Origin of the sequence: Streptomyces sp. ME02-8801-2C, assembly GCF_033793965.1 — a bacterium.
Classification (GTDB): Bacteria; Actinomycetota; Actinomycetes; order Streptomycetales; family Streptomycetaceae; genus Streptomyces.
This window is the reverse complement of sequence record NZ_JARAXP010000007.1, coordinates 522,019-545,489: the sequence shown is the minus strand read 5'-3', so window position 1 is coordinate 545,489 and position 23,471 is coordinate 522,019. Positions and strand designations below refer to the sequence as shown.

The 23,471-nt window shown below is 70.8% G+C and carries 22 protein-coding genes, 1 pseudogene and 1 riboswitch; of the genes and pseudogenes, 7 read left to right on the top strand and 16 right to left on the bottom strand.

The features are described 5' to 3' along the window. Positions 1-27 precede the first annotated feature (27 nt). Positions 28-465 (top strand): hypothetical protein, encoded by a 438-nt coding sequence (locus PV396_RS25555; protein WP_319208330.1) that lies wholly within the window; start codon positions 28-30, stop codon positions 463-465. Positions 466-867: 402 nt separating this feature from the next. Here the strand turns inward: PV396_RS25555 and PV396_RS25550 are convergent, their stop codons facing one another. Continuing rightward, positions 868-2,040: an acyl-CoA dehydrogenase family protein gene (locus PV396_RS25550; RefSeq protein ID WP_319208328.1), complete on the bottom strand. Its 1,173-nt coding sequence runs from the start codon at positions 2,038-2,040 to the stop codon at positions 868-870. A gap of 322 nt (positions 2,041-2,362) precedes the next feature. Here PV396_RS25550 and PV396_RS25545 point away from each other — a divergent pair, with 322 nt between their 5' ends. After that, a complete protein-coding gene (locus PV396_RS25545) occupies positions 2,363-3,619 on the top strand; it encodes a glycoside hydrolase family 18 protein (RefSeq protein WP_319208325.1) in 1,257 nt (418 codons plus the stop codon). Between the two features lie 55 nt (positions 3,620-3,674). Here the strand turns inward: PV396_RS25545 and PV396_RS25540 are convergent, their stop codons facing one another. The 3 genes from PV396_RS25540 to PV396_RS25530 all read right to left on the bottom strand — a co-directional run bounded on the left by PV396_RS25540 (position 3,675) and on the right by PV396_RS25530 (position 6,121). Then, entirely contained in the window at positions 3,675-4,334 is a 660-nt protein-coding gene (locus PV396_RS25540) for a TetR/AcrR family transcriptional regulator (protein WP_319208323.1), read from the bottom strand. A gap of 119 nt (positions 4,335-4,453) precedes the next feature. After that, entirely contained in the window at positions 4,454-4,597 is a 144-nt protein-coding gene (locus PV396_RS25535) for an SCO1431 family membrane protein (protein ID WP_319208321.1), read from the bottom strand. A 159-nt stretch (positions 4,598-4,756) separates the two neighbouring features. Next, a complete protein-coding gene (locus PV396_RS25530) occupies positions 4,757-6,121 on the bottom strand; it encodes a peptidase C39 family protein (RefSeq protein WP_319208318.1) in 1,365 nt (454 codons plus the stop codon). A 223-nt stretch (positions 6,122-6,344) separates the two neighbouring features. On the opposite strand from PV396_RS25530, the gene PV396_RS25525 reads away from it, so the two are divergent. Next, positions 6,345-6,965 carry a hypothetical protein gene (locus PV396_RS25525; protein ID WP_319208455.1) on the top strand — a complete coding sequence of 207 codons (621 nt, stop codon included), beginning with the start codon at positions 6,345-6,347 and terminating at the stop codon, positions 6,963-6,965. A 432-nt stretch (positions 6,966-7,397) separates the two neighbouring features. Beyond that, positions 7,398-9,263, top strand: coding sequence for an AAA family ATPase (locus PV396_RS25520; protein WP_319208315.1), 1,866 nt, complete (start codon positions 7,398-7,400; stop codon positions 9,261-9,263). A 206-nt stretch (positions 9,264-9,469) separates the two neighbouring features. Here PV396_RS25520 and PV396_RS25515 read toward each other — a convergent pair whose 3' ends face one another. The 10 genes from PV396_RS25515 to PV396_RS25470 all read right to left on the bottom strand — a co-directional run bounded on the left by PV396_RS25515 (position 9,470) and on the right by PV396_RS25470 (position 18,710). Beyond that, on the bottom strand, positions 9,470-10,558 hold the full coding sequence (locus PV396_RS25515) for a hemolysin family protein (protein ID WP_319208313.1): 1,089 nt from the start codon (positions 10,556-10,558) through the stop codon (positions 9,470-9,472). After that, positions 10,555-11,961 carry a hemolysin family protein gene (locus tag PV396_RS25510; RefSeq protein ID WP_319208311.1) on the bottom strand — a complete coding sequence of 469 codons (1,407 nt, stop codon included), beginning with the start codon at positions 11,959-11,961 and terminating at the stop codon, positions 10,555-10,557. The genes PV396_RS25515 and PV396_RS25510 overlap by 4 nt, the downstream gene beginning before the upstream one ends. 201 nt (positions 11,962-12,162) lie before the next feature. Further along, the gene (locus tag PV396_RS25505; RefSeq protein WP_319208453.1) at positions 12,163-12,645 is read right to left on the bottom strand and encodes a PH domain-containing protein; all 483 of its coding nucleotides are present in this window, start codon (positions 12,643-12,645) and stop codon (positions 12,163-12,165) included. Between the two features lie 64 nt (positions 12,646-12,709). After that, positions 12,710-13,567, bottom strand: a complete 858-nt coding sequence (gene hisG / locus PV396_RS25500; protein ID WP_319208308.1) for an ATP phosphoribosyltransferase — start codon at positions 13,565-13,567, stop codon at positions 12,710-12,712. 61 nt (positions 13,568-13,628) lie between these two features. Next, positions 13,629-13,901: a phosphoribosyl-ATP diphosphatase gene (locus PV396_RS25495; RefSeq protein ID WP_319208306.1), complete on the bottom strand. Its 273-nt coding sequence runs from the start codon at positions 13,899-13,901 to the stop codon at positions 13,629-13,631. Between the two features lie 34 nt (positions 13,902-13,935). Continuing rightward, positions 13,936-14,421, bottom strand: a complete 486-nt coding sequence (gene ribH, locus PV396_RS25490; protein ID WP_319208303.1) for a 6,7-dimethyl-8-ribityllumazine synthase — start codon at positions 14,419-14,421, stop codon at positions 13,936-13,938. Between the two features lie 28 nt (positions 14,422-14,449). Then, the gene (locus PV396_RS25485; protein WP_319208301.1) at positions 14,450-15,745 is read right to left on the bottom strand and encodes a bifunctional 3,4-dihydroxy-2-butanone-4-phosphate synthase/GTP cyclohydrolase II; all 1,296 of its coding nucleotides are present in this window, start codon (positions 15,743-15,745) and stop codon (positions 14,450-14,452) included. Beyond that, the gene (pnuC, locus tag PV396_RS25480) at positions 15,742-16,383 is read right to left on the bottom strand and encodes a nicotinamide riboside transporter PnuC (RefSeq protein WP_319208299.1); all 642 of its coding nucleotides are present in this window, start codon (positions 16,381-16,383) and stop codon (positions 15,742-15,744) included. Before pnuC ends, PV396_RS25485 begins: the two co-directional genes overlap by 4 nt. Further along, complete coding sequence (locus PV396_RS25475) at positions 16,380-17,018, bottom strand: riboflavin synthase (RefSeq protein WP_319208295.1); 639 nt, start codon at positions 17,016-17,018, stop codon at positions 16,380-16,382. The genes pnuC and PV396_RS25475 overlap by 4 nt, the downstream gene beginning before the upstream one ends. Before the next feature lie 147 nt (positions 17,019-17,165). Continuing rightward, positions 17,166-17,301: riboswitch (FMN riboswitch) on the bottom strand. Between the two features lie 215 nt (positions 17,302-17,516). Continuing rightward, positions 17,517-18,710, bottom strand: coding sequence for an ROK family transcriptional regulator (locus PV396_RS25470; RefSeq protein ID WP_319208292.1), 1,194 nt, complete (start codon positions 18,708-18,710; stop codon positions 17,517-17,519). A 151-nt stretch (positions 18,711-18,861) separates the two neighbouring features. Between PV396_RS25470 and PV396_RS25465 the strand changes: the two genes are divergently transcribed. Continuing rightward, positions 18,862-20,073 (top strand): MFS transporter, encoded by a 1,212-nt coding sequence (locus tag PV396_RS25465; RefSeq protein ID WP_319208289.1) that lies wholly within the window; start codon positions 18,862-18,864, stop codon positions 20,071-20,073. Here PV396_RS25465 and PV396_RS25460 read toward each other — a convergent pair. Together PV396_RS25460 and PV396_RS25455 are read right to left on the bottom strand one after the other, a co-directional pair. Then, positions 20,033-20,500: an acyl-CoA thioesterase gene (locus PV396_RS25460; protein ID WP_319208287.1), complete on the bottom strand. Its 468-nt coding sequence runs from the start codon at positions 20,498-20,500 to the stop codon at positions 20,033-20,035. The genes PV396_RS25465 and PV396_RS25460 overlap by 41 nt on opposite strands. Before the next feature lie 95 nt (positions 20,501-20,595). Then, complete coding sequence (locus PV396_RS25455; protein ID WP_319208451.1) at positions 20,596-21,750, bottom strand: glycoside hydrolase family 6 protein; 1,155 nt, start codon at positions 21,748-21,750, stop codon at positions 20,596-20,598. Between the two features lie 175 nt (positions 21,751-21,925). Between PV396_RS25455 and PV396_RS25450 the strand changes: the two genes are divergently transcribed. Together PV396_RS25450 and PV396_RS25445 are read left to right on the top strand one after the other, a co-directional pair. Beyond that, a complete protein-coding gene (locus tag PV396_RS25450) occupies positions 21,926-22,600 on the top strand; it encodes a DUF5995 family protein (protein WP_319208285.1) in 675 nt (224 codons plus the stop codon). 127 nt (positions 22,601-22,727) lie between these two features. Next, positions 22,728-23,468 (top strand): annotated as a pseudogene (locus PV396_RS25445) (LLM class flavin-dependent oxidoreductase); the annotation flags it as partial. Positions 23,469-23,471 lie beyond the last annotated feature (3 nt).

The window sequence follows — 23,471 nt, the reverse complement described above, 5'->3', positions numbered from 1 at the left end:
TCGGCCCAGCCCGAGGGGGAGTAACCCATGCAGAGTCTTAAGCGCCCTGGTCGCACCGCGCCCAAGAGGCCCCAGTTGGTGGTCGAACCCGAGCCGGAGGGCGTCGAACCCGACGCGCTCGACGGTGAGGAACTCGACGACTACGACACCTTCGAGATGGTCCGGGTGATCTGCCCGGACTGCGCGCAGCCCATCGCGCTGCTCGCGGACGAGGAGAGCCTGCCGGAGCACGCGCTGTGCGCGTCACCGTGGAACCCGTTCGGGCTCACGGTCTGCCCCGGTACGGGCCGCGCGGCGGCCGAGGCGCGGTCCGCGGACGAGACCGCGGAGACCCAGGAGCAGCACACCGCCCTGTTGTTGACGCTCCCTCAGGGACTCGACTGGCGGACCCAGCCCTTCTCGCACGTCGGCGGCCCGGGCTCGCGCCCGATGCGGGTCCCCGTAATGCGGCGTCACGCCGCCTGAGCGCATCCGCTCGCACACTCCGACCGCCTCTCACCACGGCTCGCACGCCGCCGTGGTGCGGTTCCGGTGCGCGCGTGTGCCGTCGCGAACGCAGGGCCGAATCCCGCGCGCGGTGACCTGACCGAGGGTCACCGCGTTGCTCTGGCATGACGACCCCCAGGTACGCGGCGACGCCGGGACGTCCGCGTCGGTTCTATGACTCCGGTCCGGCAGAATCGGTTCCCCAGAGGCGGTTCGAGCAAGGTCGGCCGACCCCGCCCGCGCCACCGTCCGACCCGCCCATCTACCGTGCCCTGCTGCGCACTTGGGCCGACGGTGGCCGCACCCTGCCGGGGCGCTACGACCCGGAGTGGGTCCGGCTCGCGGCGCCGCCGGTCGGGCTCGGGATCGTGACCGACCCGTTCAGCGCGTCTCCGGGCCCACGAGATGACGGGCGATGACCATCCGCTGGATCTGGTTGGTGCCCTCGACGATCTGCAGGACCTTGGCCTCGCGCATATAGCGCTCGACCGGGAAGTCCGCGGTGTAGCCGTAGCCGCCGAGCACCTGGACGGCGTCCGTGGTGACCTTCATCGCCGTGTCGGTGCACAGGAGTTTGGCCATGGCGGCCTGCTTGGCGAACGGCCGGCCGGCGTCGCGCAGCCGTGCCGCGGCGAGATACAGCGCGCGCCCCGCCTCGATCTGGGTGGCCATGTCGGCGAGCAGGAAGCGCAGTCCCTGGAAGTCGGAGATCGGCCGCCCGAACTGCCTGCGCCCGGTCGCGTAGGACACCGCCTCGTCAAGTGCCGCCTGGGCCAGGCCGATCGCACAGGCGGCGATGCCGAGGCGCCCCGAGTCGAGCGCGGCCAGTGCGATCGCGAAGCCCTGCCCCTCCTCGCCGATGCGCCTACCGCCGTCCAGCCGGACCCCGTCGAAGTTGACCTGCGCGGTGGGTGAGCCCTTGAGGCCCATCTTCCGTTCCGGCGCCGCGGCGCTCAGTCCCGCCGCGTCGGCGGGGGCCAGAAACGCCGTGATGCCGCGCGGGCCGTCCTCGCCGGTGCGTGCCAGGACCGTGTAGAAGTCGGCGATGCCGCCGTGCGTGATCCAGGCCTTGGTGCCGGTGAGCACCCAGTCGTCGCCGTCCCGGACGGCTTTGGTGCGCAGGGAGGCGGCGTCGGAACCGGACGCGGGTTCGGAGAGGCAGTACGCGCCGAGGAGGCCGCCGCCGAGCATCGCGGGCAGGTGTTCGGCCTGCTGCTCCTTGGTGCCGTACCCGGCGAGGGCGTGACAGGACAACGTGTGCACACTGACGCCGAGTCCGACGGTGAGGCGGGCGGCGGCGAGTTCTTCGACGACCTGGAGATAGACCTCGTAGGGCTGATCGCCACCGCCGTGGTCGGAGGAGTACGGGAGGCCCAGCAGCCCCGACTCCGAGAGGAGGGCGAACACTTCGCGCGGGAAGCGTCCGGCTTCCTCCTCCTCGGCCGTCTTGGGGGCGATCTCGCGCTCGGCGATGTCACGGACGAGCGAGATCAGGTCCCGGGCCTCGTCCGTGGGCAGTTGCCGGTCCACCGGCTGCGGGGCGTGTTCGGGCATGTCGACGCTCTCCTCCCTGTCGGGCGCGACGGCACACGCGCGCCTGAGTAGGGCGGCGTCCACCGGTGTCACTGGTCACGGCCGATGCTGGACCTTCCGGGTCACGGAAGCGGTCGGCGAATGGCTGTGGAGCTGCGAGTATGCCCGATCGGCGGCACCGCGTCACCGGTTAACGAGCCTTTATTCGATCACATCCCGGGGCACCGGCCGAGCCACGGAATTGGTACGAACCATTGACCGAAGTGGTCTAGTCCTCTTACTGTGCCCGCAGTTCCTGACACCATCTCCCCCACGCTCCCCTCCCCTCCGAGGAGACAGCTCGATGCACCGACCGCATCTCCCCCGCGTCCACTTCAAGGCGCTTGTGTCCGCCGCGTGTTGTGCCGTTCTCGGCGCCGGACTGCTGGCCGGCGCGGGTACCGCGACCGCCGCGCAGACGGCGTTGAAGGCCACGGCGAATCCCGTTCCGAAAGCCGCCGGTTCGAAGGTCGTCGGCTACTTCACCGATTGGGGCACATACGACCGCAAGTACTACGTCAAGAACATCGAGACCTCCGGTTCGGCGGCCCGCCTGACGCACATCAACTACGCCTTCGGCAACGTCACCGGCGGCAAGTGCGTGATGGGCGACGCCGACGCGGCGACCGGCCGGGCCTACACCGCCGCCGAGTCGGTGGACGGGGTCGCCGACACCGCGAGCCAGCCGTTGCGCGGCAACTTCAACCAGCTGCGCGAGCTGAAGAAGAAGCACCCGAAGCTCAAGGTCCTCTGGTCGTTCGGTGGTTGGACCTGGTCGAGCGGTTTCGGCGAGGCCTCGCAGAACCCGGCCGCGTTCGCCAAGTCCTGCTACGACCTGGTCGAGAACTCCCAGTGGGCCGATGTGTTCGACGGCATCGACATCGACTGGGAGTACCCGAACGCCTGCGGCAACACCTGCGACACCAGCGGCAGGGCGGCCTTCAAGAACGTGATGGCGGCGCTGCGCGCGAAGTTCGGATCCCGCAACCTGGTCACGGCGGCCATCACCGCCGACGCCGCGCCCGGCGGCAAGATCGACGCGGCGGACTACGCGGGTGCGGCCAGGTACGTCGACTGGTACAACCCGATGACGTACGACTACTTCGGCGCCTGGGCGGCGACCGGTCCGACGGCACCGCACTCGGCGCTGAACTCGTACCCCGGCATCCCGCAGGCCGGCAACCACACCTCGGCGACCATCGCGAAGCTCAGGGGACTCGGTATTCCGGCCTCGAAGCTGCTGCTCGGTATCGGCTTCTACGGGCGTGGCTGGACCGGTGTCACACAGTCGGCGCCCGGCGGCACGGCGACCGGTCCGGCGGCGGGTACGTACGAGGCGGGTTTCGAGGACTACAAGGTGCTGAGGACCAAGTGCCCCGCGACCGGCACCGTCGGCGGGACCGCGTACGCCAAGTGCGGGAGCGACTGGTGGAGTTACGACACCCCGGCGACCATCGGCACGAAGATGGCGTACAAGGACCAGCAGGGTCTTGGCGGCACGTTCTTCTGGGAGCTGAGCGGCGACACCTCGAACGGTGAGCTGATCAGGGCGATCAAGTAGGCGCACCCGGAGAGCAGTTGGGGGGCGGAGGCCGAGCGCCTTCGCCCCCGCGCCGTCAGTTGTCCCGGCGGGCGGGCTCCGGTGTCACGTACGTCGGGTCGAGTTCCTCGATGGCGCGCATGGCGCCGCCCAGCATCTTCACGAGGAGTTCGCGCATGATGTCGCGGGAGAGTTCGGGGCGGTCGATCCAGTCGAGGGTGGCGCCCTCCACGCTGCACACCCAACCGAACAGACCCATGCGGGCCAGCGGGCCGATGTCCCCTCTGCCGTAGGCGCCTTCGGCGATGGTCGCGACGATCGCCTCGCGCACCCCGTCCCGGATGGCCTGCACCTCGGCGTCGAAGCCGACGCCGCCGCTGACGATCGTGCGGTAGGCGGCCTGGTTGTGCTCGGCGAAGCGCAGGTAGGCGTCCATGGTGCGGTGCACCCGGTCCACGGGGGCGTGGGTGAGACCGCTGGACGCGAAGCTGACCAGGTCGGCGACCGAGTCCTCGACGATGGCGAGGTAGTAGCCGCGCTTCGACTGGAAGTAGTAGTAGATGAGCCCCTTGGCGACCTGTGCCTGACGTGCGATGTCGTCCATCGACAGGGCGTCGTACGACCTGTCGGCGAACAACTTCCGACCGATGGCGATGAGTTCGGCGCGACGCGCCAGGGAGCGGTCGGTATTGCGCGCCCGCGGGCGTTCGGCGGCCTGCTGTCTACTACTGTTCAATTTGGGGCCCTGGTCTCCAACTGCGGGCGGGACATCCGAAGTATGGCAGACCGGAGCCACCTGCACGTTCGACTCTGATCGACAGGGACGGAGCCCGGTTCGCGGCAGATCGCACCGGGTCAGAGCAGGCCCAGCTGAACGACGAACATGGCGAGCACCATCACGAACGTCCAGCCCATGACGTGCTCGAAGATCTTCGGGCCGTCCTCTTGGGGGCCGCCGGTACGGGTGCGCGCGGGGGCTGCGGCAGTGCTCGCGGTCATGGCATCTCGCTGTGGTCGATGTGCGATGGACTCCCCCCACCGTTCTGTCCACCTTGCCATTCATCGGGGCTTTCGCTGCGGAGACGTTGGTCACATCGCCCTGAAAGCGGACGGCCCCCGGTCTCCCGGGGGCCGCTCACACGTCTTGGATTTCTCGGCTCAGCGCACGCCCACCGCGGCGAGGGCCGCGAGCTGGGCCGCGGTCGGCCGTGCCGGGAAGTACAGATAGCAGACGCCGCCGGTGCCGGAAACGACCTTGCCGACCGCGTTGTAGCGCTTGGTCCGCAGCCAGATATTTTCCCACTCGCGCCTCGCATAGACCCGTCGCACGGCCTCGTTGGTCGCCGAGAAGGGGTCGTTGGCGATCACGTCGCCGTCGGCGGTGAAGCCGATCACGGTCATCAGATGCCCGGAGGTGCCGTAACCGGCCCCGGTCAGCTCGGTCTTGAGGAACGACTGGGACGTTATGGCCGGGATGCCGGCCGCGATCAGCGTCTCCAGCTGGGTGAGCGACTCGAGGCGGGTGACCACGCCCTGGAGGTCCGAGTAGGTCGCCGCGTAGGCCGCGTTGAAGGGCCAGTTGCCGCAGCCGCCGTACTGGAAGTCGTAGGTGAAGCGGGCCGCGTGGCACACCTGTGGGTCGGCGTAGGCCGGGTCGACCCAGGACAACTGCTGCGCCGTGGGCTTCCGGCCCCAGTATTCGACGATCATCTGCGAGGAGGTGGGGCTGCACCAGGCCTCGCCGCCGTTGTCGTACTCGGGGTACTGGCCGGTGTGGATCTCCTGCGAGTACCGGGGGACGATCAGTTCCCCGGCCGGGCCGGGTGCCGAGGCGGGGACGGTGAAGCGGTCCGGGACGTCGGAGCCCATCGCGCCGAGCCGCCAGACCGTGGGGGTGGCCGTGCTGCCGGGCTTGCGGTAGAGGGTCAGCCGCAGCCGGTACGAGACCAGGCGCAGGCCCGTGGCCGGGTCGTCGATGGCGAAGGTGTCGGTCCAGACGGTGCTCTTGCCGTCGGTCTGGTCGTCGACGGAGGTCCGTCTGATGTCCTGGTCGCCGGAGGCCCAGCGACCCATCACGTACCAGGGGGCGGCGGTGCCGTCGGAGTACGTGCCGGTCAGTTCGACCTGGAGCCAGGTCCCGGCCGGGGTGCGCGCGTTCCAGGAGGCGATGACCTCGGTGGAGGGCACCGAGAGGCGGTGCACCGGGGAGGTCCAGGTCGCGTACTCCCAGGCCGCCGTCGCACCGGTGTGCGGATCGGTGTAGTCGACCGTGCCGACCGGGACACCGATCACCAGCCCGGGCCGCACACCGGCGACGGCACGGGCACCCTTGGCCGTGCCGGCACACCAGTCCGTGTACGCGGTCCACGCGCGGTTGTCGACATGGCGAGCGGTATCCGCGGCCGCCTCGCGGCCGGTCGCCGCCGGGGTGTCGGCGGTGGCCGGGCCCGCGCCGCCCGCGACGGCGGCGACGACCGCCGCGGCGAGGACGGTTCTGCGGGACGGCTCTTCGACTCTGCTCATGGGCGAGGGACCCCCTGTGTCCTGGACGGGCGGGACAGTGCACGGACTTTCGCCAACTATGGCCGCCGGTGTCCGGCTCATGCCAGCACTTCGGGCCGTGCCGCGCCCAGCAATATTGGTCTCGACCATTGGTGTGACCTGGGACGCGGACTGTGGGCGCGCGAGTGGTCCCTAGAATGACCCCCGGCAATATGTCCGAATTCCATCGCCCCCGGGAACCGACATCCACGACCTCGCACGCACCCTGCGCAGACTGCCGCCGTCCTGCGGCCCCGTCCGCCTGATCGCCGTCGACGGCCACGCGGGGTCCGGGAAGACCACGTTCGCCGGCCGACTGGCCGCTTCCCTCGGCGGGGCACCCGTACTGCACCTCGACGACATCGCCAGCCACGACGAACTGTTCGAGTGGACACCCCGCCTGGTCAGCCAGGTGATCGAACCGCTTCGGCGCGGCGAGAACGCCTCCTACGCCCGCTACGACTGGACCTCCCGGCTCTTCGGACCGCCCCGGACACTGCCGGCGGCCCCGGTGGTACTGATGGAGGGGGTCGGAGCCGGCCGGCGCGCGCTACGGCCGTTCCTGGCGCGGCTGTTGTGGATGGAGCTGCCCGACGAGGAGGCCTGGGCGCGAGGGCGGTCGCGGGACGGGGCGGAACAGAGCGAGTTCTGGGCCGGGTGGGTCGCCGCGGAACGACGGCACTTCGCCGCGGACCCCTCGCGTCCGTTCGCCGACCTGCTGGTGCGACAGTGCGGCGAGGGGTACGAGGTGCTGCCGGGGCCCGACGGGACCGTTGGATCAGACCAGGATCTCACTCACGGTGACGGGCCATCCGCTGTGTGGTGAACTTGTGAAGCCCCTTGTCACGCAACTTGTCCGAGTGCTTCAACTCGGCTTGACCGGTGAGCCGTACAGGACTTACGTTCTCAATGTGCGGCCATTCGGAGCCGCCCGCAGTCGCGAAGCCCCCGGTTGTTCCCCCGTGATCGGGGGCTTCGTTCTGCCCACATTCCGGTTTCCGGCCGCCGCGAGGCGCGATTCGTTCACCCTGGGTGACCGCGCCGTGTGCGCCCCATATGCTCCCACCTCGTCAAAACGGCCTGTGCGGCACCCTCCTGCGGGCACCTCCGGCGCAGGTACGATGCCCTCGGTGCGACTCGGACGGCTGCTCTGCGCACCGTTGCAACTCCCGTCCGCGGCACAGCGGTTCGACCAAGCTGCCGACGGGCACCGGCCCGTCGGAGAGGCAAATCGGGGGCACGGTTTGTGGGGGACGTGATGGACTTCGGCACGCAGGGCCCCGAGGCCCCGGCCGACCTCGCCTGGCTGCGAGGTGTGGACGCCTACACGATGGGCGCCTATCCGCAGGCGGAGGAGGAGTTCCGCACCGCGGTGCGGATGGATCCCGGGATGGCCGACGGCTGGCTCGGACTGCACGCGCTGCGCGTCGACACGACGACCGCGCTGCTACGGATGTTCCGGCACCGGGAGCGCTTCGGGGAGCAGCGCGCCCGCCATCGCCGGACACTCAACTCCTGGTACTGGCTGGGCTGGTGGGTGCAGCCCGTACTCGAAAGCCCGCGCGACCTGCTGCTCGCACACGCCTCGCACTGGCTGGACGGCCGCCATGTGCCGGAACTGGACCGGGCGTTGGCCGGTCTGCCGCCGGTGGACACGGACCCGCAGGTCCGGTTCCTGCACGCGTGCCGCGCCTATCTCGTCAAGGACTGGGAGCAACTGGTCCGCAACACCGACCCGTTGATCAACGACGCGATGCTGGGCATCGAGGCGGGTCTGTTCGGCGGCATGGCCCGGGTGCGCCTGGAGATGTACGGGCAGGCGGAGCCGCTGCTGTCGGCGGCGCTGATGCGCTGTCGCAGCGAGCAGCCGCAGCGCAAGGAACTCCGGTACTGGCTGGCGCGGGCCCATGAGGGCACGGGCCGCTCGGCGGCGGCCCTGCCCCTGTACCGGGCGGTGCATCGTGTGGACGCCGCGTTCATGGACACCTCGGCGCGGCTCGCCGCGATCTCCGAGGGCGACGGGTACGACGAGGCGGCCGACCTCGCGGCGATCACCCTCTCCGGGATCGGACAGGAACTGCTGGAGAGCCCGGACGGCATCGACCCCCTGTTCGGCGGCGAAGGCCGCGATCTCAAGCTCTCGGAGCCCGAACTCCCGTCGACCGGAGGCCCGTTGCCGTCCGCGACCGACTCGGTGCGCGAGAAGGCGGCGCTCCCGGTCCAGCCGCCGCCGACCGGTCCGACCGACCCCGGGCTGCTCGAGGAGGCGCTGGCCGAGCTGGAGCGCATGGTGGGCCTGGAACCGGTCAAGCGCCAGGTGAAGGCGCTCTCGGCCCAGTTGAACATGGCGCGGCTGCGGGCGGGGCAGGGGCTGCCGGTCCAGCCGCCGAAGCGGCACTTCGTCTTCTCCGGTCCGTCGGGCACGGGCAAGACAACGGTGGCACGCATCCTCGGTCGGGTGTTCTACGCGCTGGGGCTGCTCGGCGGCGATCATCTGGTCGAGGCGCAGCGGGCCGACCTGGTCGGCGAGTATCTGGGCCAGACCGCGGTGAAGGCCAACGAGCTGATCGACTCGGCGATCGGGGGCGTCCTGTTCGTCGACGAGGCGTACTCGCTCTCCAACTCCGGTTACGGCAAGGGCGACGCGTACGGCGACGAGGCCCTTCAGGTGCTGCTGAAGCGGGCCGAGGACAACCGGGACCACCTGGTGGTGATCCTGGCCGGCTACCCGGAGGGCATGGACCGGCTCCTCGCCGCCAACCCCGGGCTGTCGTCCCGTTTCACGACCCGCGTCGACTTCCCCTCGTACCGGCCGCTCGAACTCACCTCCATCGGCGAGGTGCTGGCCGCCGAGAACGGTGATGTGTGGGACGAGGAGGCGCTGGACGAGCTGCGCTCGATCGCCGGGCACGTGGTGGACCAGGGGTGGATCGACGAGCTGGGCAACGGGCGGTTCCTGCGGACGTTGTACGAGAAGAGCTGTGCGTACCGGGATCTGCGGCTGTCGGTGTATCCGGGGATGTTGACGCGGGACGACCTGTCGACGTTGCGGCTGCCGGACCTCATGCAGGCGTACGGGGAGGTGCTGTCGGGCCGGGGCCCCCAGGACCCGTCAGCCCTGTGAGCGGAGGTGAGCGCAGGTGTGGGCGGGTTCGCGCAGCCCGGCGCTGACGGGGTGCCGCCTGCGCCCACCCGTGCCGCCCCAGGCGGCACGCATGCCCGCAGACCGGGCGGGCGGGACGGCCGGGTCTTTCAGGGGCGCGGGGAACTGCGCGATCAGCCCCCATCGGGGCCGCAGTCAAAAGCGAACCCCCCGCGCCCCACAAAGCATCAGCTCGCCAACACCTCCGACTGCGCCTCCGCCCGAGGTTCCCCCACCTGAACCACCGGAGGTACCTGCTGGCGGTGTGCCGGGTCCCGGACCTCGCCCACCAGGAGTTCCAGTACGTCCTCCATGGCGACCAGGCCGATCACCCGGCCCGAGCCGTCCGCCACCTGGGCGAGATGCGTCGCCGCCCGGCGCATCACCGTCAGCGCGTCGTCCAGCGGGAGTTCGGAGCGCAGGGTCGTCATGGAGCGCCAGATGTGCTGCGGCACCGCCCGTTCCGAGTCCTCCAGGTCCAGTACGTCCTTCACGTGCAGGTAGCCCATGAAGGCGCCGTTGTCCGCGACCACCGGGAAACGGGAGTAGCCGGTGCGGGCGGTGAGGGCGACGACCTGGCCCGGGGTGACCGAAGGGCCCACCGTCACCAGGGACTCGCGGTCGAGGAGGACGTCGGTGACCGGGCGGGAACCCAGTTCCAGCGCGTCCTCGAGGCGTTCCTGCTCGCCGGGGTCGAGCAGTCCGGCCTGGCCGGCGTCCTCCACCAGGCGGTTGAGCTGTTCGCTGGTGAAGACCGCCTCGACCTCGTCCTTGGGCTCGACGCGGAAGAGCTTCAGGACGAGCCGGGCACAGGCACCGAGCCCCACCGTGACCGGCCCGCACAGGCGGGCGAAGGCCACCAGGCCCGGGCTCAGCCACAGCGCCGTCTTCTCGGGCGCCGCCATCGCCAGGTTCTTCGGGAGCATCTCCCCGATGACCAGATGGAGGAAGACCACCAGTGCGAGGGCGATGACATAGCCCAGCGGGTGGATCATGCCCTCGGGCAGGTGGGCCGCCTCGAAGACCGGTTCCAGCAGGTGGGCCACGGTCGGTTCGGCGACCGCGCCCAGGGTCAGCGAGCAGACGGTGATGCCGAACTGGGCGGCGGCCATCATCTGCGGCAGCCGTTCCAGGCCGTACAGCACCTGGCGGGCCCGCGCGGTGCCGAGCGGTTCGATCTGGCTGCGGCGGACGGAGACGAGGGCGAACTCGGCGCCCACGAAGAAGCCGTTGGCGAGCACGAGGAGGAGGGCGAAGAGGAGTTGGAGCACGCTCATCTGGCCGCCTCCACCGCGAGATCCGGCGTCTTCGCGTCGTCAGCGCTGTCGGCGCCGGTGTCCGTGCCGGTGTCCGCGCTGTTCTCTGTGCTGTCCGGGGTCCTGATCAGTCGTACCCGTTCGGCGCGGTAGTGGCCGACCTGGCGGACCGAGAGGCGCCAGCCCGGCAGTTCGGCCCGGTCACCGGGGACCGGGATGCGGCCCAGCAGGTCGGCGACGAGGCCGGCGACCGTCTCGTACGGGCCCTCGGGCACGTCGAGGCCTATGCGCTGGAGGATGTCGACGCGGCAGCTGCCGTCGGCGTCCCAGGCGGGGCGGCCGTCCTCGGCCGGGGCGGCGGCGAGTTCGGTCGGTTCGTTGAGCACGTCGTCGTGCTCGTCGTGGACCTCGCCGACGAGTTCCTCGACGATGTCCTCCAGGGTGACCACGCCCGCCGTACCGCCGTACTCGTCGACGACGACGGCGATGGGCTGCTGGCTGCGCAGCAGTTCGAGCAGTGGCTGCACGGGGAGTGTCTCCGGGACCAGCAGCGGCGGCTTGGCGATCCGGCCCGCGGGTGTGCGCAGCCGGTCGGCCGCGGGCACTGCGAGGGCGTCCTTGAGGTGGACCATGCCGACGATCTCGTCGATCCGCTCCCGGTAGACGGGGAAGCGGGACAGGCCGGTGGCCCGGGTCAGGTTGACGACGTCCTCGGCGGTGGCCGACGACTGCAGCGAGCTGACCCGCACGCGCGGGGTCATGATGTGCTGCGCGGTCAGCTCGCCCAGCGACAGCGTCCGGACGAAAAGGTCCGCGGTGTCCTGTTCCAGGGCGCCGGCCTGTGCCGAGTGCCGGGCCAGGGAGACGAGTTCGCCGGGGGTGCGGGCCGAGGCCAGCTCCTCGGCGGGTTCCACGCCCAGGGCGCGGACCAGTCGGTTGGCCACGGCGTTGAGACCGGCGATCACCGGGCGGAAGAGCCGGGAGAAGGCGTGCTGGGGGCCGGCCACGAAGCGGGCGACCTGCATCGGCTTGGAGACCGCCCAGTTCTTGGGCACGAGTTCGCCGATCACCATCTGGACGGCGGCCGCCAGCAGCATGCCGACGACGACGGCGACACCGGAGGCGGCGCCCTCGGGAATGCCGATCGCGGTGACCGGGCCGTGCAGCAGCTCCGCGAGCGCCGGCTCGGCGAGCATGCCCACGACGAGGGAGGTGATGGTGATCCCGAGCTGGGTGCCGGAGAGCTGGAAGGACAGCTCCTTGAGGGAGTCGACGACCGTACGGGCTCGTCTGTCTCCCTCGGCGGCGGCCTTCTCGGCGTCCGGACGCTCGACCGTGACGAGGCCGAACTCGGCGGCGACGAAGAAGCCGTTGGCCAGGATCAGCAGGAATGCGGCTCCGAGGAGCAGCAAGGGGGTGGTCATGATGCCGCCGCCTCGATATGTCGGAAGGGGGCGGCGCAGGTACTACAGGACGATCCGTCCATCGCTGGAGGGAGTCACTCCTCGGGTAGCAGGGGGCCTCTGAAGACCGGGGGGAGCATCAGTGGCGGAGGCGCGTGGAAACGCCTCCGCCAACAGATTAATCAAGACATGGCCCTGTGCGGCAGGGTGGACGGCCCTGAGTCAGCCCTGATCTTGTTCGGGGTCGCCCGCGGACCGCGCCTCGGTGAGCGCCCGCAGGGTGCGCGCGTCCTCGATGGCGCGCTGTTTGGCGATGCCGGGCTGGATGCCGAGCGCGGGCAGACTCGTACCGTCGCTGAGGTCGAGGAAGACCCACGGGTCGCCCGGACGGAGGTTCACCCGGAGGATCTCCGCCCAGTCCAGGCGCCGTTTGCTCGCGATGTTGACGACGGTGACCCCGGCCTCGTCGGCGACCACCTTCGGCCGGGACAGCAGCAGGAGCACGGAGGACAGCAGCGCGCCTGTGAAGACGAAGCTGAGGCGCTCCCCCGGGCTGAGCTTCTCCAGGAGCAGTGCGATCGTCGTGATGACGACGAAGATCGCGACGCTCGCGGTGCCCAGCACGGCCCGGGTCCGGCCCGGCCGGAAGGTGACGGGCAGCGCGGGCAGCGCCGGTGGAACAGGTGCGGTGGGCTGGTCCTGCATCGGCGTACGGTCCCTGTCGCTCACGGTGTCGGTCGCTTCCCGTGTCTCGGTCGCTTCCGGTGTCTCAGAGGCGGCAGGCGTGGATGGCCGTGGTCAGGATGGCGCGCGCGCCGAGGTCGTACAGGTCGTCCATGATCCGCTGGGCCTCCTTGGCGGGAACCATCGCACGGACGGCGACCCAGCCCTCGTTGTGCAGCGGCGACACGGTCGGCGACTCCAGACCCGGGGTCAGGGCGACGGCCTTCTCCAGCTGCTCCACGCGGCAGTCGTAGTCCATCATCACGTACGTGCGGGCCACCAGGACGCCCTGGAGGCGGCGCAGGAACTGCTGAACTTTCGACTCAGCAGTCTCCTCGGCCTCCGCTCCGACGCGGCGGATGACGATCGCCTCGGACTTCGTGATGGGCTCGCCGAACACCTCGAGGCCCGCGTTGCGCAGTGAGGTGCCCGTCTCGACGACATCCGCGATGACCTCGGCGACACCGAGTTCGATCGCGGTCTCGACGGCGCCGTCGAGGTGGACGACGGAGGCGTCCACGCCGTGGTCGGCAAGGTGCTTGGCGACGATCCCCTCGTACGAGGTGGCGACGGTCAGACCGGCCAGGTCCTCGATACCGGTCGCGGTGCCGGGCTTGCCGGCGAAGCGGAAGGTGGAGCGGGCGAAGCCGAGCGGGAGGATCTCCTCGGCGTTGGCGCCGGAGTCGATGAGCAGGTCGCGGCCGGTGATGCCGATGTCGAGGCGACCGGAGGAGACGTAGATCGCGATGTCGCGGGGGCGGAGGTAGAAGAACTCGACCTCGTTCTCCGGGTCGACGATCCGCAGCTCCTTGGACTCGCGGCGCTGCTGGTAGCCGGCCTCATGCAGCATCGCCGACGCGGGGCCTGACAGGGAACCCTTGTTGGGGACGGCGATGCGCAGCATGAGGTCGGCTTCCTTTGTGTGTGGGTGTGTGGGTGTGCGAGACGTGACGGTGGGGCGGGACCTACAGGTGGGCGTACACGTCGTACAGCGAGATTCCGCGGGCGACCATCATCACCTGGACGTGGTAGAGCAGCTGCGAGATCTCCTCGGCGGCTGCTTCCTTCCCCTCGTACTCGGCGGCCATCCATACTTCGGCGGCCTCTTCTACGACCTTCTTGCCGATGGCATGGACGCCCTTGCCGACCAGTTCTGCGGTGCGGGAAGTGGCGGGGTCGCCCGTGGCGGCCTTGTGCTGGAGCTCGGTGAAGAGCTCCTCGAACGTCTTATTGGACATGGTGACGTTCACTTTACGCGTTGTGTCGGCCGACCTACCTCCACGGTTCAGATACTGAACGGAGGGTGGCCGCCGTAGCCACCGCGGCCGTCACCGCCTCGTGCCCCTTGTCCTCGTTGGAGCCCTCGATGCCCGCGCGGTCGAGGGCCTGTTCCTCCGTGTCGCAGGTCAGCACGCCCATTCCGACGGGAACGCCGGTGTCGACCGAGACCTGGGTGAGACCCTGGGTGACGCCCTGGCACACGTACTCGAAGTGGGGGGTGCCGCCCCGGATGACGACGCCGAGCGCGACGATCGCGTCGTAGCCCCGCCCGGCCAGGACCTTGGCGACAACCGGGAGTTCCCAGCTGCCGGGGACCCTCAGCAGGGTCGGCTCGTCGATGCCCAGGTCGTGCAGGGCGCGCAGGGCGCCGTCCACCAGACCGTCCATCACCTTCTCGTGCCACTGCGCCGCGATGACCGCGACCCGCAGGTCGGCGCAGTTGCGTACGGACAGTTCGGGTGCGCCCTTGCCGCTCACGTTCTCGTCTCTCCTCTGTGATCGCTGGTTACTGGTTGCCGCACGGGGACACGGGGGCCGTGTCCAGCCAGGGCAGGTCGTGTCCCATCCGGTCCCGCTTGGTGCGCAGGTAGCGGAGGTTGTGCTCGCCCGCCTGTACGGGCATCGGCTCGCGGCCGGTGACCTTGAGGCCGTGGCGGACGAGCGCGTCGGTCTTGTCGGGGTTGTTCGTCATCAGGCGCACGCTGCGGACACCGAGGTCCTGGAGTATCTGCGCGCCGGCGCCGTAGTCCCGGGCGTCGGCGGGCAGGCCGAGCTCCAGGTTGGCGTCGAGGGTGTCGCGGCCCTGCTCCTGGAGTTCGTACGCCCGGAGCTTGGACAGCAGTCCGATGCCGCGTCCCTCGTGGCCGCGCAGGTAGACGACCACTCCCCTGCCCTCGTCCCGGATGCGTTCGAGGGAGGTCTCCAGCTGGGGGCCGCAGTCGCAGCGCAGGGAGTGGAAGACGTCGCCGGTGAGGCATTCGGAGTGGACGCGTACCAGGACGTCCTCGCCGTCGTCGGCGCCGATCTCGCCGTGGACGAGGGCGACGTGCTCGACGCCGTCCACGGTGGAGCGGTAGCCGTACGCCGTGAACGTGCCGAAGGCGGTGGGGAGCCTGGTCCGGGCCTCCCGCCGGACGGTGGGTTCGGCGCTCTTGCGGTAGGCGACCAGGTCCTCGATGGAGATGATCGTCAGACCGTGCTTGCGGGCGAAGGGGATCAGCTCGGGCAGGCGCAGCATCCGGCCGTCCTCGCCGGCGATCTCCACGATGGCGCCGGCCGGGCGCAGCCCCGCGAGGCGGGCGAGGTCGACGGCGGCCTCGGTGTGGCCGTTGCGGACCAGGACGCCGCCGGGCCTGGCGCGCAGCGGGAAGATGTGGCCGGGGCGGACGAAGTCGTCGGCACCGGCGACGCCGCCCGCGAGGAGCTGAAGCGTGGTGGCCCGGTCGGAGGCGGAGATACCGGTGCTCACACCGTGAGCGGCCGAGGCGTCGACCGAGACTGTGAACGCGGTTTTCATCGACTCGGTGTTGTCGTCGACCATCTGCGGCAGCCGGAGCCTGTCGAGCTCGTCGCTCTCCATGGGGGCGCAGATGAGCCCACGGCACTCGCTCATCATGAAGGCGACGATCTCGGGGGTCGCCTTCTCGGCGGCGATGACGAGGTCGCCCTCGTTCTCCCGGTCCTCGTCGTCGACGACCACGACCGGACGCCCGGCGGCGATGTCCGCGATGGCCTGCTCGATCGGGTCGAGGGACCAGTCCTCGATGTTGTCGGTGCTGTACAGGATCGGTGCCGTGGTCATGCGGGCGCTCCTTCCAGGACGGGCCGCGTCTCCTTGCGGGAGCGCAGCCACCAGTCGCGCATGCCCCACAGGACGAGCGCGCCGTAGATGACGTAGACGAAGCCGGAGAAGGCGTAGCCGTTGGCGAAGTTGAGGGGGACGCCGACGAGGTCGACGAGGAGCCAGGCGAACCAGAACTCGACCATGCCGCGCGCCTGGGCGTACATGGCGACGATGGTGCCGACGAAGATGTAGGCGTCGGGCCAAGGGTCCCAGGACAGGCTCGGGTAGGCCTTGAAGAGCAGGGCCACGGCGACCGTGCCGACGGCGGCGGCGCCGATCATGGCGGCACGTTCACGCCAGGTGGCGAAGCGCGGGGTGATGTGGCCGTCCTTGCCCTGGCCCTTGTTCCGGTTCCACTGCCACCAGCCGTAACCGGCCACGAGCATGACGACGACCTGCTTGCCGGCGCTGCCGGTGAGGTGGCCGTAGAAGGCACCGAAGAGGACGAGACCGGACAGGAACTGCACGGGCCAGCTCAGGATGGAGCGCCGCCAGCCGAGGGCGAGGGCGATCAGGCCGAGGACGTTGCCGATCATGTCCGACCAGAGGATGTGCTGGTCGAGGAGCGTGAACGCCTCGGTGTTCAGCCAGTTCACTTCGCGGCCCCCTGCGTGCCCTGTGTCCCCTGTGCTCCCGGTGTCGCCTGCGCGCCGAGCAGTCGCTCGACGTACTTGGCGATGACGTCGACCTCGAGGTTGACCGGGTCGCCGGGCTGCTTGCGGCCGAGCGTGGTCAGGTCGAGGGTGGTGGGGATGAGGCTGACGGAGAAGTAGTCCGGGCCCGCGTCGACGACGGTGAGGCTGATGCCGTCGACGGTGATGGACCCCTTCTCGACGACGTAGCGGGTGAGGTCGGCGGGGAGCGAGATCTTGACGATCTCCCAGTTCTCGGACGGCTTGCGCTCGAGGACCGTGCCCGTGCCGTCGACGTGGCCCTGCACGATGTGGCCGCCGAGGCGGGCGCCCAGGGCCATGGGGCGTTCGAGGTTGACCCGCGAGCCGACGGCGAGGACGCCCAGGCTGGAGCGGTCGAGGGTCTCCGCCATGACGTCGGCGGTGAATTCGTCGCCCTCGTGTTCGACGACCGTGAGACACACACCGTTGACGGCGATGGAGTCGCCGTGGCGGGCGCCTTCGGTGACCACGGGGCCACGGAGCCGGAAGCGGGAGGCATCGCCGAGGTTTTCGACGGCCGTGACTTCGCCCAGCTCTTCGACGATTCCGGTGAACACTTCCCGGGTCCTCCCTGCCTCTTCGGGCACGGACTCCGGGGCCTGTCGATGACGACAGCTGTGAACGGGCAGGAACACCGGGAGCGACGCCGGACGGAGCTCGGCCCATGGCCGAGCGGTACGGCGGCGCGCACGAATGCCCGCCCGCCGCGCACTGCCTCCCATCCGGACTTTAACCGTCGGTCCAGGAATTCCACCTGGTCAACCGGCCGCCGAAAAACAAGCGGACGGGTCGCGGACTATAACCGCCGGTTCGGACTTTCACCGACCCCGGAGTGCGCTGCTTCTGTTAAAGGCCAGTGTGCCACGCCGGGTCGTACTCCATGCGGGTGAGTTGTGTGGACTCGCTCACAAGTCCCGGTCAGCGGTGGACGATCCGGCCATGCGATTGGTCCATACCTATTGACCGTCACACTCCGGACCTCCTAGCGTCTGTGCCGGACCGGCGGCGGTGACGACGGCCCTTGCCCGCCGCCGGGCCCTCGCCCGCCCGTCCGCTCAGGTGGCCGAGGTGCCCCCGAACAGCACCTCCTGGGCGCGTTCCCGGGCCGTCAGCAAAGCCCCGCGCAACACCCCTCCGCCGCCCAGCGTGCTCGCGCGCACCTCCGCCGGGAGGGGGGACAGCCGGGCGAGCCGTTCCTCGACGCGGGCGGCGAGCACATCGCCGCCGGCCCGGCCGACCTCACCTCCCAGCACCACGCACCCCGGATCCAGGACGGCGACGACGGACGCGGCGCCGATGACGACGCGGTCGGCGACGATGTCGAGGAACCGGGCGTGGGCCGGGGTGTCGGGCGTCGCCACGGCCGCGCGGACGAGGGTGGCCGCATAGGGCTCGTGGGCCTCGGGGGTGACCACCAGGCCCTGCGCGCCCGCCAGTTGGGCGAGGGGCGACGCCGCGGCGAGGGAGTGGAAGCCTCCCTCGCACTCCGTGGCCGAGGGAAGCCGTCTCGTCCCGGGCACCGGCAGGAAGCCGATCTCGCCGGTACCGCCGGAGGCCCCCCGGCGCAGGGCGCCGTCGAGGACCACGGCCGCGCCGGTGCCATGGCCGAGCCACAGCAGCACGAAGGTGTCCCGGTCGCGGGCGGCGCCCTCGCGTTGCTCGGCGAGGGCGGCGAGGTTGGTCTCGTTCTCGACGATCACGCGGGTCTCGGGGAGCCGTTCCTGGACGGCCGACACCAGCCTGCGGTGCCACACGGGCAGTCCTCCGGTGTCCCGGAGCTCACCGGTCGCCGGGTCGATCAGACCGGGGGCACCGATCCCGACGGTGTGCAGTTGTTCGGCCCCGGCCTCCTTGGCGACCCGCTCGACGAGGGCGACCGCCTGTTCCACGGCGGGACCGGTGCCGGTGTCGTCGCCGATGGGCACGGACGCCTCGGCCAGCACCTCGCCCACCACGTCGGTCACGGCCACGGAGACGCCCTCGGTACGGACATCGACGGCGGCCAGGTACGCGAGGCCGGCGACGATCCCGTACACCTTCGCGTTCGGGCCTCGCCGCTGCTCCCCCGACTCCCCCACGACCGCGATCAGTCCGGCGGCGGTGAGGCGCTCGACGAGGTCGGCGACCGTCGGGCGGGACAGGCCGGTCAGCTGCTTCAACTGCCCGGCCGCCAACGGGCCTTCCTGCTGGAGCAGACGCAGGGCGAGCCGGTCGTTGATGGCCCGGGCGGTGCTCGGGGATGCGGGCATGGCGAGATCCTTCCAGATCGGCGGAGCCGCTCCCGCCATGGGACGGCCGATATCCCGCTATCTATCAGGCAGGGTTCCTGATAGTTTACGGCGGCGCGCGGCACAGGCTCCGCGACCCAGCGAGGAGCAGACCCGGGGAGGGGCCCGCAGAATGAGTGCAGTGCTGTACGAACGAGGCGAGGTGAAGCGGGCCCGGTACGCCGTGGCCGCGGTCTTCGCCGTGCACGGCGCCGTCACCGGCTCGTTCGCGACCCGGGTGCCCTGGATCCAGGACCACGCCTCGGTCAGCGCGGGTCAGCTGGGGCTCGCGCTGGCGTTCCCCGCGCTCGGCGCGTCACTCGCGATGCCCCTCGCGGGCCGCGTCAGCCACCGCTTCGGCGCCCGTACGGCGCTGCGCGGGCTGATCGCGTTCTGGACCCTGGCACTGGTCCTGCCGGCCCTGGCCCCGAACCTGCCCACACTCTGCCTCGCCCTGTTCATATACGGCGCCTCGGCGGGTATGGCGGACGTCGGGATGAACGCACTGGGCGTGGAGATCGAGAACCTGCTGGGCAAATCGATCATGTCGGGCCTGCACGGCATGTGGAGTGCGGGTGCCCTGATCGGTGCGGCGGGCGGCACCCTCGCCGCGCATCTGGGTTCGGACGCGCGCCTCCATCACGCACTCGCGGCGGCGACCCTCACGGTCCTCGGGGTGGCCGCCTGTCGCTGGGTGCTCGACATACGCCCCACCGAGGACGAGGAGCCGCCCCCGAGGTTCGCGCTGCCGCCCAGGTCCGCGCTGCTGATCGGCGCCATCGGGTTCTGCGCGGTGTTCGCGGAGGGCGCGAGCCTGGACTGGTCGGCGGTGTATCTGCGGGACGAGTTGGGCACCTCGGACGGTCTGGCGGCGGCTTCCACGACCGGTTTCATGCTGACGATGGCGGTGGCGCGGCTCATCGGGGACGCCGTGGTGAACCGTTTCGGCGCGGTGCGCACGGTCCGAGCGAGCGGCGTGCTCGCCGTGCTCGGCGGGGTGCTCATCGTGGTCGCCGAACAGCCCGCCGTGGCGATGACGGGCTTCGCACTGCTCGGTCTGGGCATCGCCGTGGTCGTCCCACTGTGCTTCGCGGCGGCGGGCCGCAGCGGCCCCAACCCCAGTCAGGCCATAGCGGGAGTCGCCACCATCACGTACACCTCGGGCCTCGTCGCGCCGAGCGCGATCGGGACGCTGGCCCAGGCGACCAGCCTGGTGGTGTCGTTCGGGCTGGTCACGGTGCTGGCGGGCGGGCTGGCCGGGTTCGCGGGGGTGCTGCGTACCGCCGACAGGGACCGGGCGAAGATCAGTCCGCCGAGCGCAGCAGTTCCTGAGCGCAGGCCCTGAACCGGTCGCTCCACGAAGTGGGCCGAAGGGTGCCCGCGTCGAGCCGGACAAGGACGCGGGTACCCCGGGCGTACGTCGTCTCCCCGTCGGCCGAGCAGAACCGGAAGCCGTAGGTGAGACCTGTCGTGCCGAGGCGTTCCAGCCACAGGTGCACGGCGTAGGCGCCGGGCCGCTCGATCGGTGCCTCGTAGCCGATGACCAGTTCCCTGACCACGTTGCAGAAATCCTCCGCCGCCGCCCAGTCGCCCTCGAAGGTGAAGCCGTACCCGTGCCACAGCTCGTTCCAGGCCCGCTCCACCAGCAGCGGGTAGCGCGCGTTGTGGAGCATGCCGAGGGAGTCGAGGTCGTCGAAGTGGACGGTGACGGGTATCAGACGCCCGTACGAGCCGTCGGGGACGGCGGGGGCTGTCGGGGCTTCGGCGGTCACAGGCGGGACTCCTGGGGCGTACGGGGTGAGTGGTGAGTGCAGCTACTTGCGCACCCGCATCCTAAGCGCACGCTCAGGTTCATCCCCCGGCCCGCTCAGCGCGCCAGGTCGTAGGCGTATGACGCGGTGAACGTGCCCGGCGCGCCCTTGCAGCCGTCCGACTCCCCCGGCAGTTTGACCCACAGATAGGCGTCGATCCGCGCCTCGCCGGTGCTCGCCGTCGGCGCACGGCCGAGTTTCCGGCCGGCCGGGTCGCACCACTCGCCGTCGGCCGGGGCGCCGTTGCCGTTGCGGCTGGTGTCGATCACGGCGCCCAGGCTTGCGGGGCCGCCGAGAGCGTCGAGGATCTGTCGGTCGTAGGCGATCTCGTCGTCGGTGCGGTGGAAGTTGGAGACGTTGCTGAAGACGCCGTCGGAGGACGCGGCCGAGGCGGCGCCCGCCTGACGGAGCAGGGCCGCCTGCTTGACGGGGGCGTTCCATCCGGAGTGGCCCGCGTCGTAGTAGACGCGGGCGTTGGGGTTGGCGGCCTTGAGGGCGCGGCCCGCGCGGGCCAGCGAGGCGAACCGGGCGGCTCGCTGCGCCGGGGAGAGACAGTCGGACAGGGCGACCGAGTCCGGCTCGAGGATCACGATGACCTCGTCGGAGCCCAGTCCCGCCGCGAACGCGTCGATCCAGCCGTCGTACGCGCCGAGGTCGGGTGCGCCGCCCTGGGAGGCGCCGCCGCAGTCGCGGTCCGGCACGGCGTACGGCACGAGGACGGGGACCCGGCCGGCGCCCGCCGCGCCGGCGGTGACCGCGCGGACCCGGGAGGCGATCGTCGCGGGCGAGAAGTCGGCGAACCAGACCGCCGCCGGACGGTCGGCGATCTCCGCCTCGATGACAGGGCGGCGCGGATCGTCACGGTTGGCGCGGACCCAGTCGAGGACCTGGGAGTCGGGGTTGCGGTAGAGGCGGGGGGACACGGGGACGGGCGCCCGCTTCGGCTCCGGCGCGGGCTCCGTCCTCGTGGGCGGGGGCGCCGGCGTACGGCTCGGCCTTCTCGCCTCCGTCGAACGGGCGGACGGGGACGGCGACTTGGTGGCGCTCGGCGCCGGGGATGCCGACGACACGGCCGGCAGCGGGGCGAGCAGGGGTGAGCTGGTCACCTCGAGTTCGGCCGCGTCGAGTCCGGCGCCGCCGTTGTCGTCGAGTGCGGAGAGCAGCCCGGTGGCGGTGCCGAGGGCGACCACCATCGAGGCGGCGGCGACCATGAGCGAACGCCGGGCTGCGCGCCTGCGTTCGGCCCGGCGCGCGGCCAGGCGCTGGGCGCGCGAGCCTGACACGTACTGTTCCCCCTTCTCTGCCGCGGCGGGCGCGTTCCCCCGTTCTGGGTAAGCGTCCGGCCCGGCGGCACGTGCGCCAGCCTAGGACTGGGACCCTGCCTTCATGGTGCAATTGGAACAGTTCACCACTCCCGTCGACCGTGTCGTCTCCCGGATGAGCGCGCTGGATGCCCAACTGCCGCCGCGCGACGGGCTGGCGGTCTTCAACCGTGTCTACCTCGCGGTGACGGAGGCCTTCGACCGGCGCCTGGAGGCCGGCGCGTTCCCCGACCCGGAGGCCGCGATCACCCTGGACGTGCGGTTCGCCGAGCTGTATCTGCGGGTCGCCGAGGACGGCCACGCGCCCGCGTGCTGGCGCCCGCTGCTGCAGTTCCGCCGTCATCCGGGCGTACGGCCGGTGCAGTTCGCACTCGCGGGCATCAATGCGCACATCGGGCACGATCTGGCGCTCGCCGTCGTGGACTCCTGTCGTACGCTCGACTGCGAACCGGCCGATCTGGAGGACGAGTTCGAGCAGGTGGGTGATCTACTCGTCTCGCTGGAGGAGCGCCTCCGCGAAGAGCTGATGCCGGGTCCCGACCTGCTCCAGATCGCCGATCCGCTCACCCACCTGCTCGGCGCGTGGAGCATGGAACGGGCCCGAGCCGCCACCTGGACCGCCGCCCGCGCACTCTGGGCGCTGCGCCGACTGCCCGATGTGGCCGAGGAGTTCACCGACCGACTCGACGCGGCGGTCGGCTTCGCGAGCCGCATGCTCCTCACTCCGTTGCCGGACTGATCCGGCCACTCCCGCGCAGGGTCTCCGCCACAACTGGATGAACGTTGTTCGTTCGACGGCGACAGCACCTCTTGCGATCTCCAGGAGATCTCTCGCGAAGGAGCGCGAGCACGGCCGTCCGCCTGGTCAGCCCGCGACCCAGGGCCTGTACGGCATGGCGGGCGTCCCCTGGCCCGACACGTACCGCAATGTCGCCGAGCCGCTGGTGACGCTGACGCCGGCCGCCGGCCACCGAGCGCGCCCGCCTCGGCACCAGCGTGCTGGTCGCCCCGTTGCACGGCCCCTTCCGACTGGCGCGCATGCTCGGCACGTTGGATGCGGCGAGCGGCGGCCGGGTGGTGGCGGGCTTCGGCACGGGCTGGTCCCTCGACGAGTACGCCGCCGCCGGGGTGGCCCCGTTCGCCGAGCGCGGCCAGGTCCTTGACGAGGTCCTCGACGTGTGCCGGGCGGTCTGGGGCCCGGACCCGGTCAGCTTCGACGGCCGCCTGACGAAGACAGCCTCGGCCGTGGTCGGCCCGAAGCCCGCCCGGCCGATCCCGATATTCCTGCCCGCCTTCAGCAAGACGTCCCTGACGCGCCTCGTCGAACGTGGCGGCAGGTGCGGGACTTCGCCGCCGAGAAGGGCCGCACCAGGCCGATGGAGACGGTGGTGCGGGTGAACCTCGCCCACACGGCGAAGGCGTACGACGGCGCCGACCGCCGGCCCTTCCAGGGCAGCGTCGACCAGATCGTGACGGACCTCGCCGCCCACGCCGAGGTCGGCCTGGCCGCGTTCTTCTTCGAGTTCGGCGACGCCCCGCGGAACGCGGCCGAACTCAAGGACCTGGGCGCCGAGTTGTACGAGACCGCACGGGCGGCCGGAATCTGATCC

Coding starts and splice junctions, on each gene's coding strand:
- PV396_RS25555 (WP_319208330.1), top strand. CDS start 28: ATGCAGAGTCTTAAGCGCCCTGGTCGCACCGCGCCCAAGAGGCCCCAG.
- PV396_RS25550 (WP_319208328.1), bottom strand. CDS start 2,040: ATGCCCGAACACGCCCCGCAGCCGGTGGACCGGCAACTGCCCACGGAC.
- PV396_RS25545 (WP_319208325.1), top strand. CDS start 2,363: ATGCACCGACCGCATCTCCCCCGCGTCCACTTCAAGGCGCTTGTGTCC.
- PV396_RS25535 (WP_319208321.1), bottom strand. CDS start 4,597: ATGACCGCGAGCACTGCCGCAGCCCCCGCGCGCACCCGTACCGGCGGC.
- PV396_RS25530 (WP_319208318.1), bottom strand. CDS start 6,121: ATGAGCAGAGTCGAAGAGCCGTCCCGCAGAACCGTCCTCGCCGCGGCG.
- PV396_RS25520 (WP_319208315.1), top strand. CDS start 7,398: ATGGACTTCGGCACGCAGGGCCCCGAGGCCCCGGCCGACCTCGCCTGG.
- PV396_RS25515 (WP_319208313.1), bottom strand. CDS start 10,558: ATGAGCGTGCTCCAACTCCTCTTCGCCCTCCTCCTCGTGCTCGCCAAC.
- PV396_RS25510 (WP_319208311.1), bottom strand. CDS start 11,961: ATGACCACCCCCTTGCTGCTCCTCGGAGCCGCATTCCTGCTGATCCTG.
- PV396_RS25505 (WP_319208453.1), bottom strand. CDS start 12,645: ATGCAGGACCAGCCCACCGCACCTGTTCCACCGGCGCTGCCCGCGCTG.
- hisG (WP_319208308.1), bottom strand. CDS start 13,567: ATGCTGCGCATCGCCGTCCCCAACAAGGGTTCCCTGTCAGGCCCCGCG.
- PV396_RS25495 (WP_319208306.1), bottom strand. CDS start 13,901: ATGTCCAATAAGACGTTCGAGGAGCTCTTCACCGAGCTCCAGCACAAG.
- PV396_RS25485 (WP_319208301.1), bottom strand. CDS start 15,745: ATGACCACGGCACCGATCCTGTACAGCACCGACAACATCGAGGACTGG.
- PV396_RS25470 (WP_319208292.1), bottom strand. CDS start 18,710: ATGCCCGCATCCCCGAGCACCGCCCGGGCCATCAACGACCGGCTCGCC.
- PV396_RS25465 (WP_319208289.1), top strand. CDS start 18,862: ATGAGTGCAGTGCTGTACGAACGAGGCGAGGTGAAGCGGGCCCGGTAC.
- PV396_RS25455 (WP_319208451.1), bottom strand. CDS start 21,750: ATGGTCGCCGCCGCCTCGATGGTGGTCGCCCTCGGCACCGCCACCGGG.
- PV396_RS25450 (WP_319208285.1), top strand. CDS start 21,926: ATGGTGCAATTGGAACAGTTCACCACTCCCGTCGACCGTGTCGTCTCC.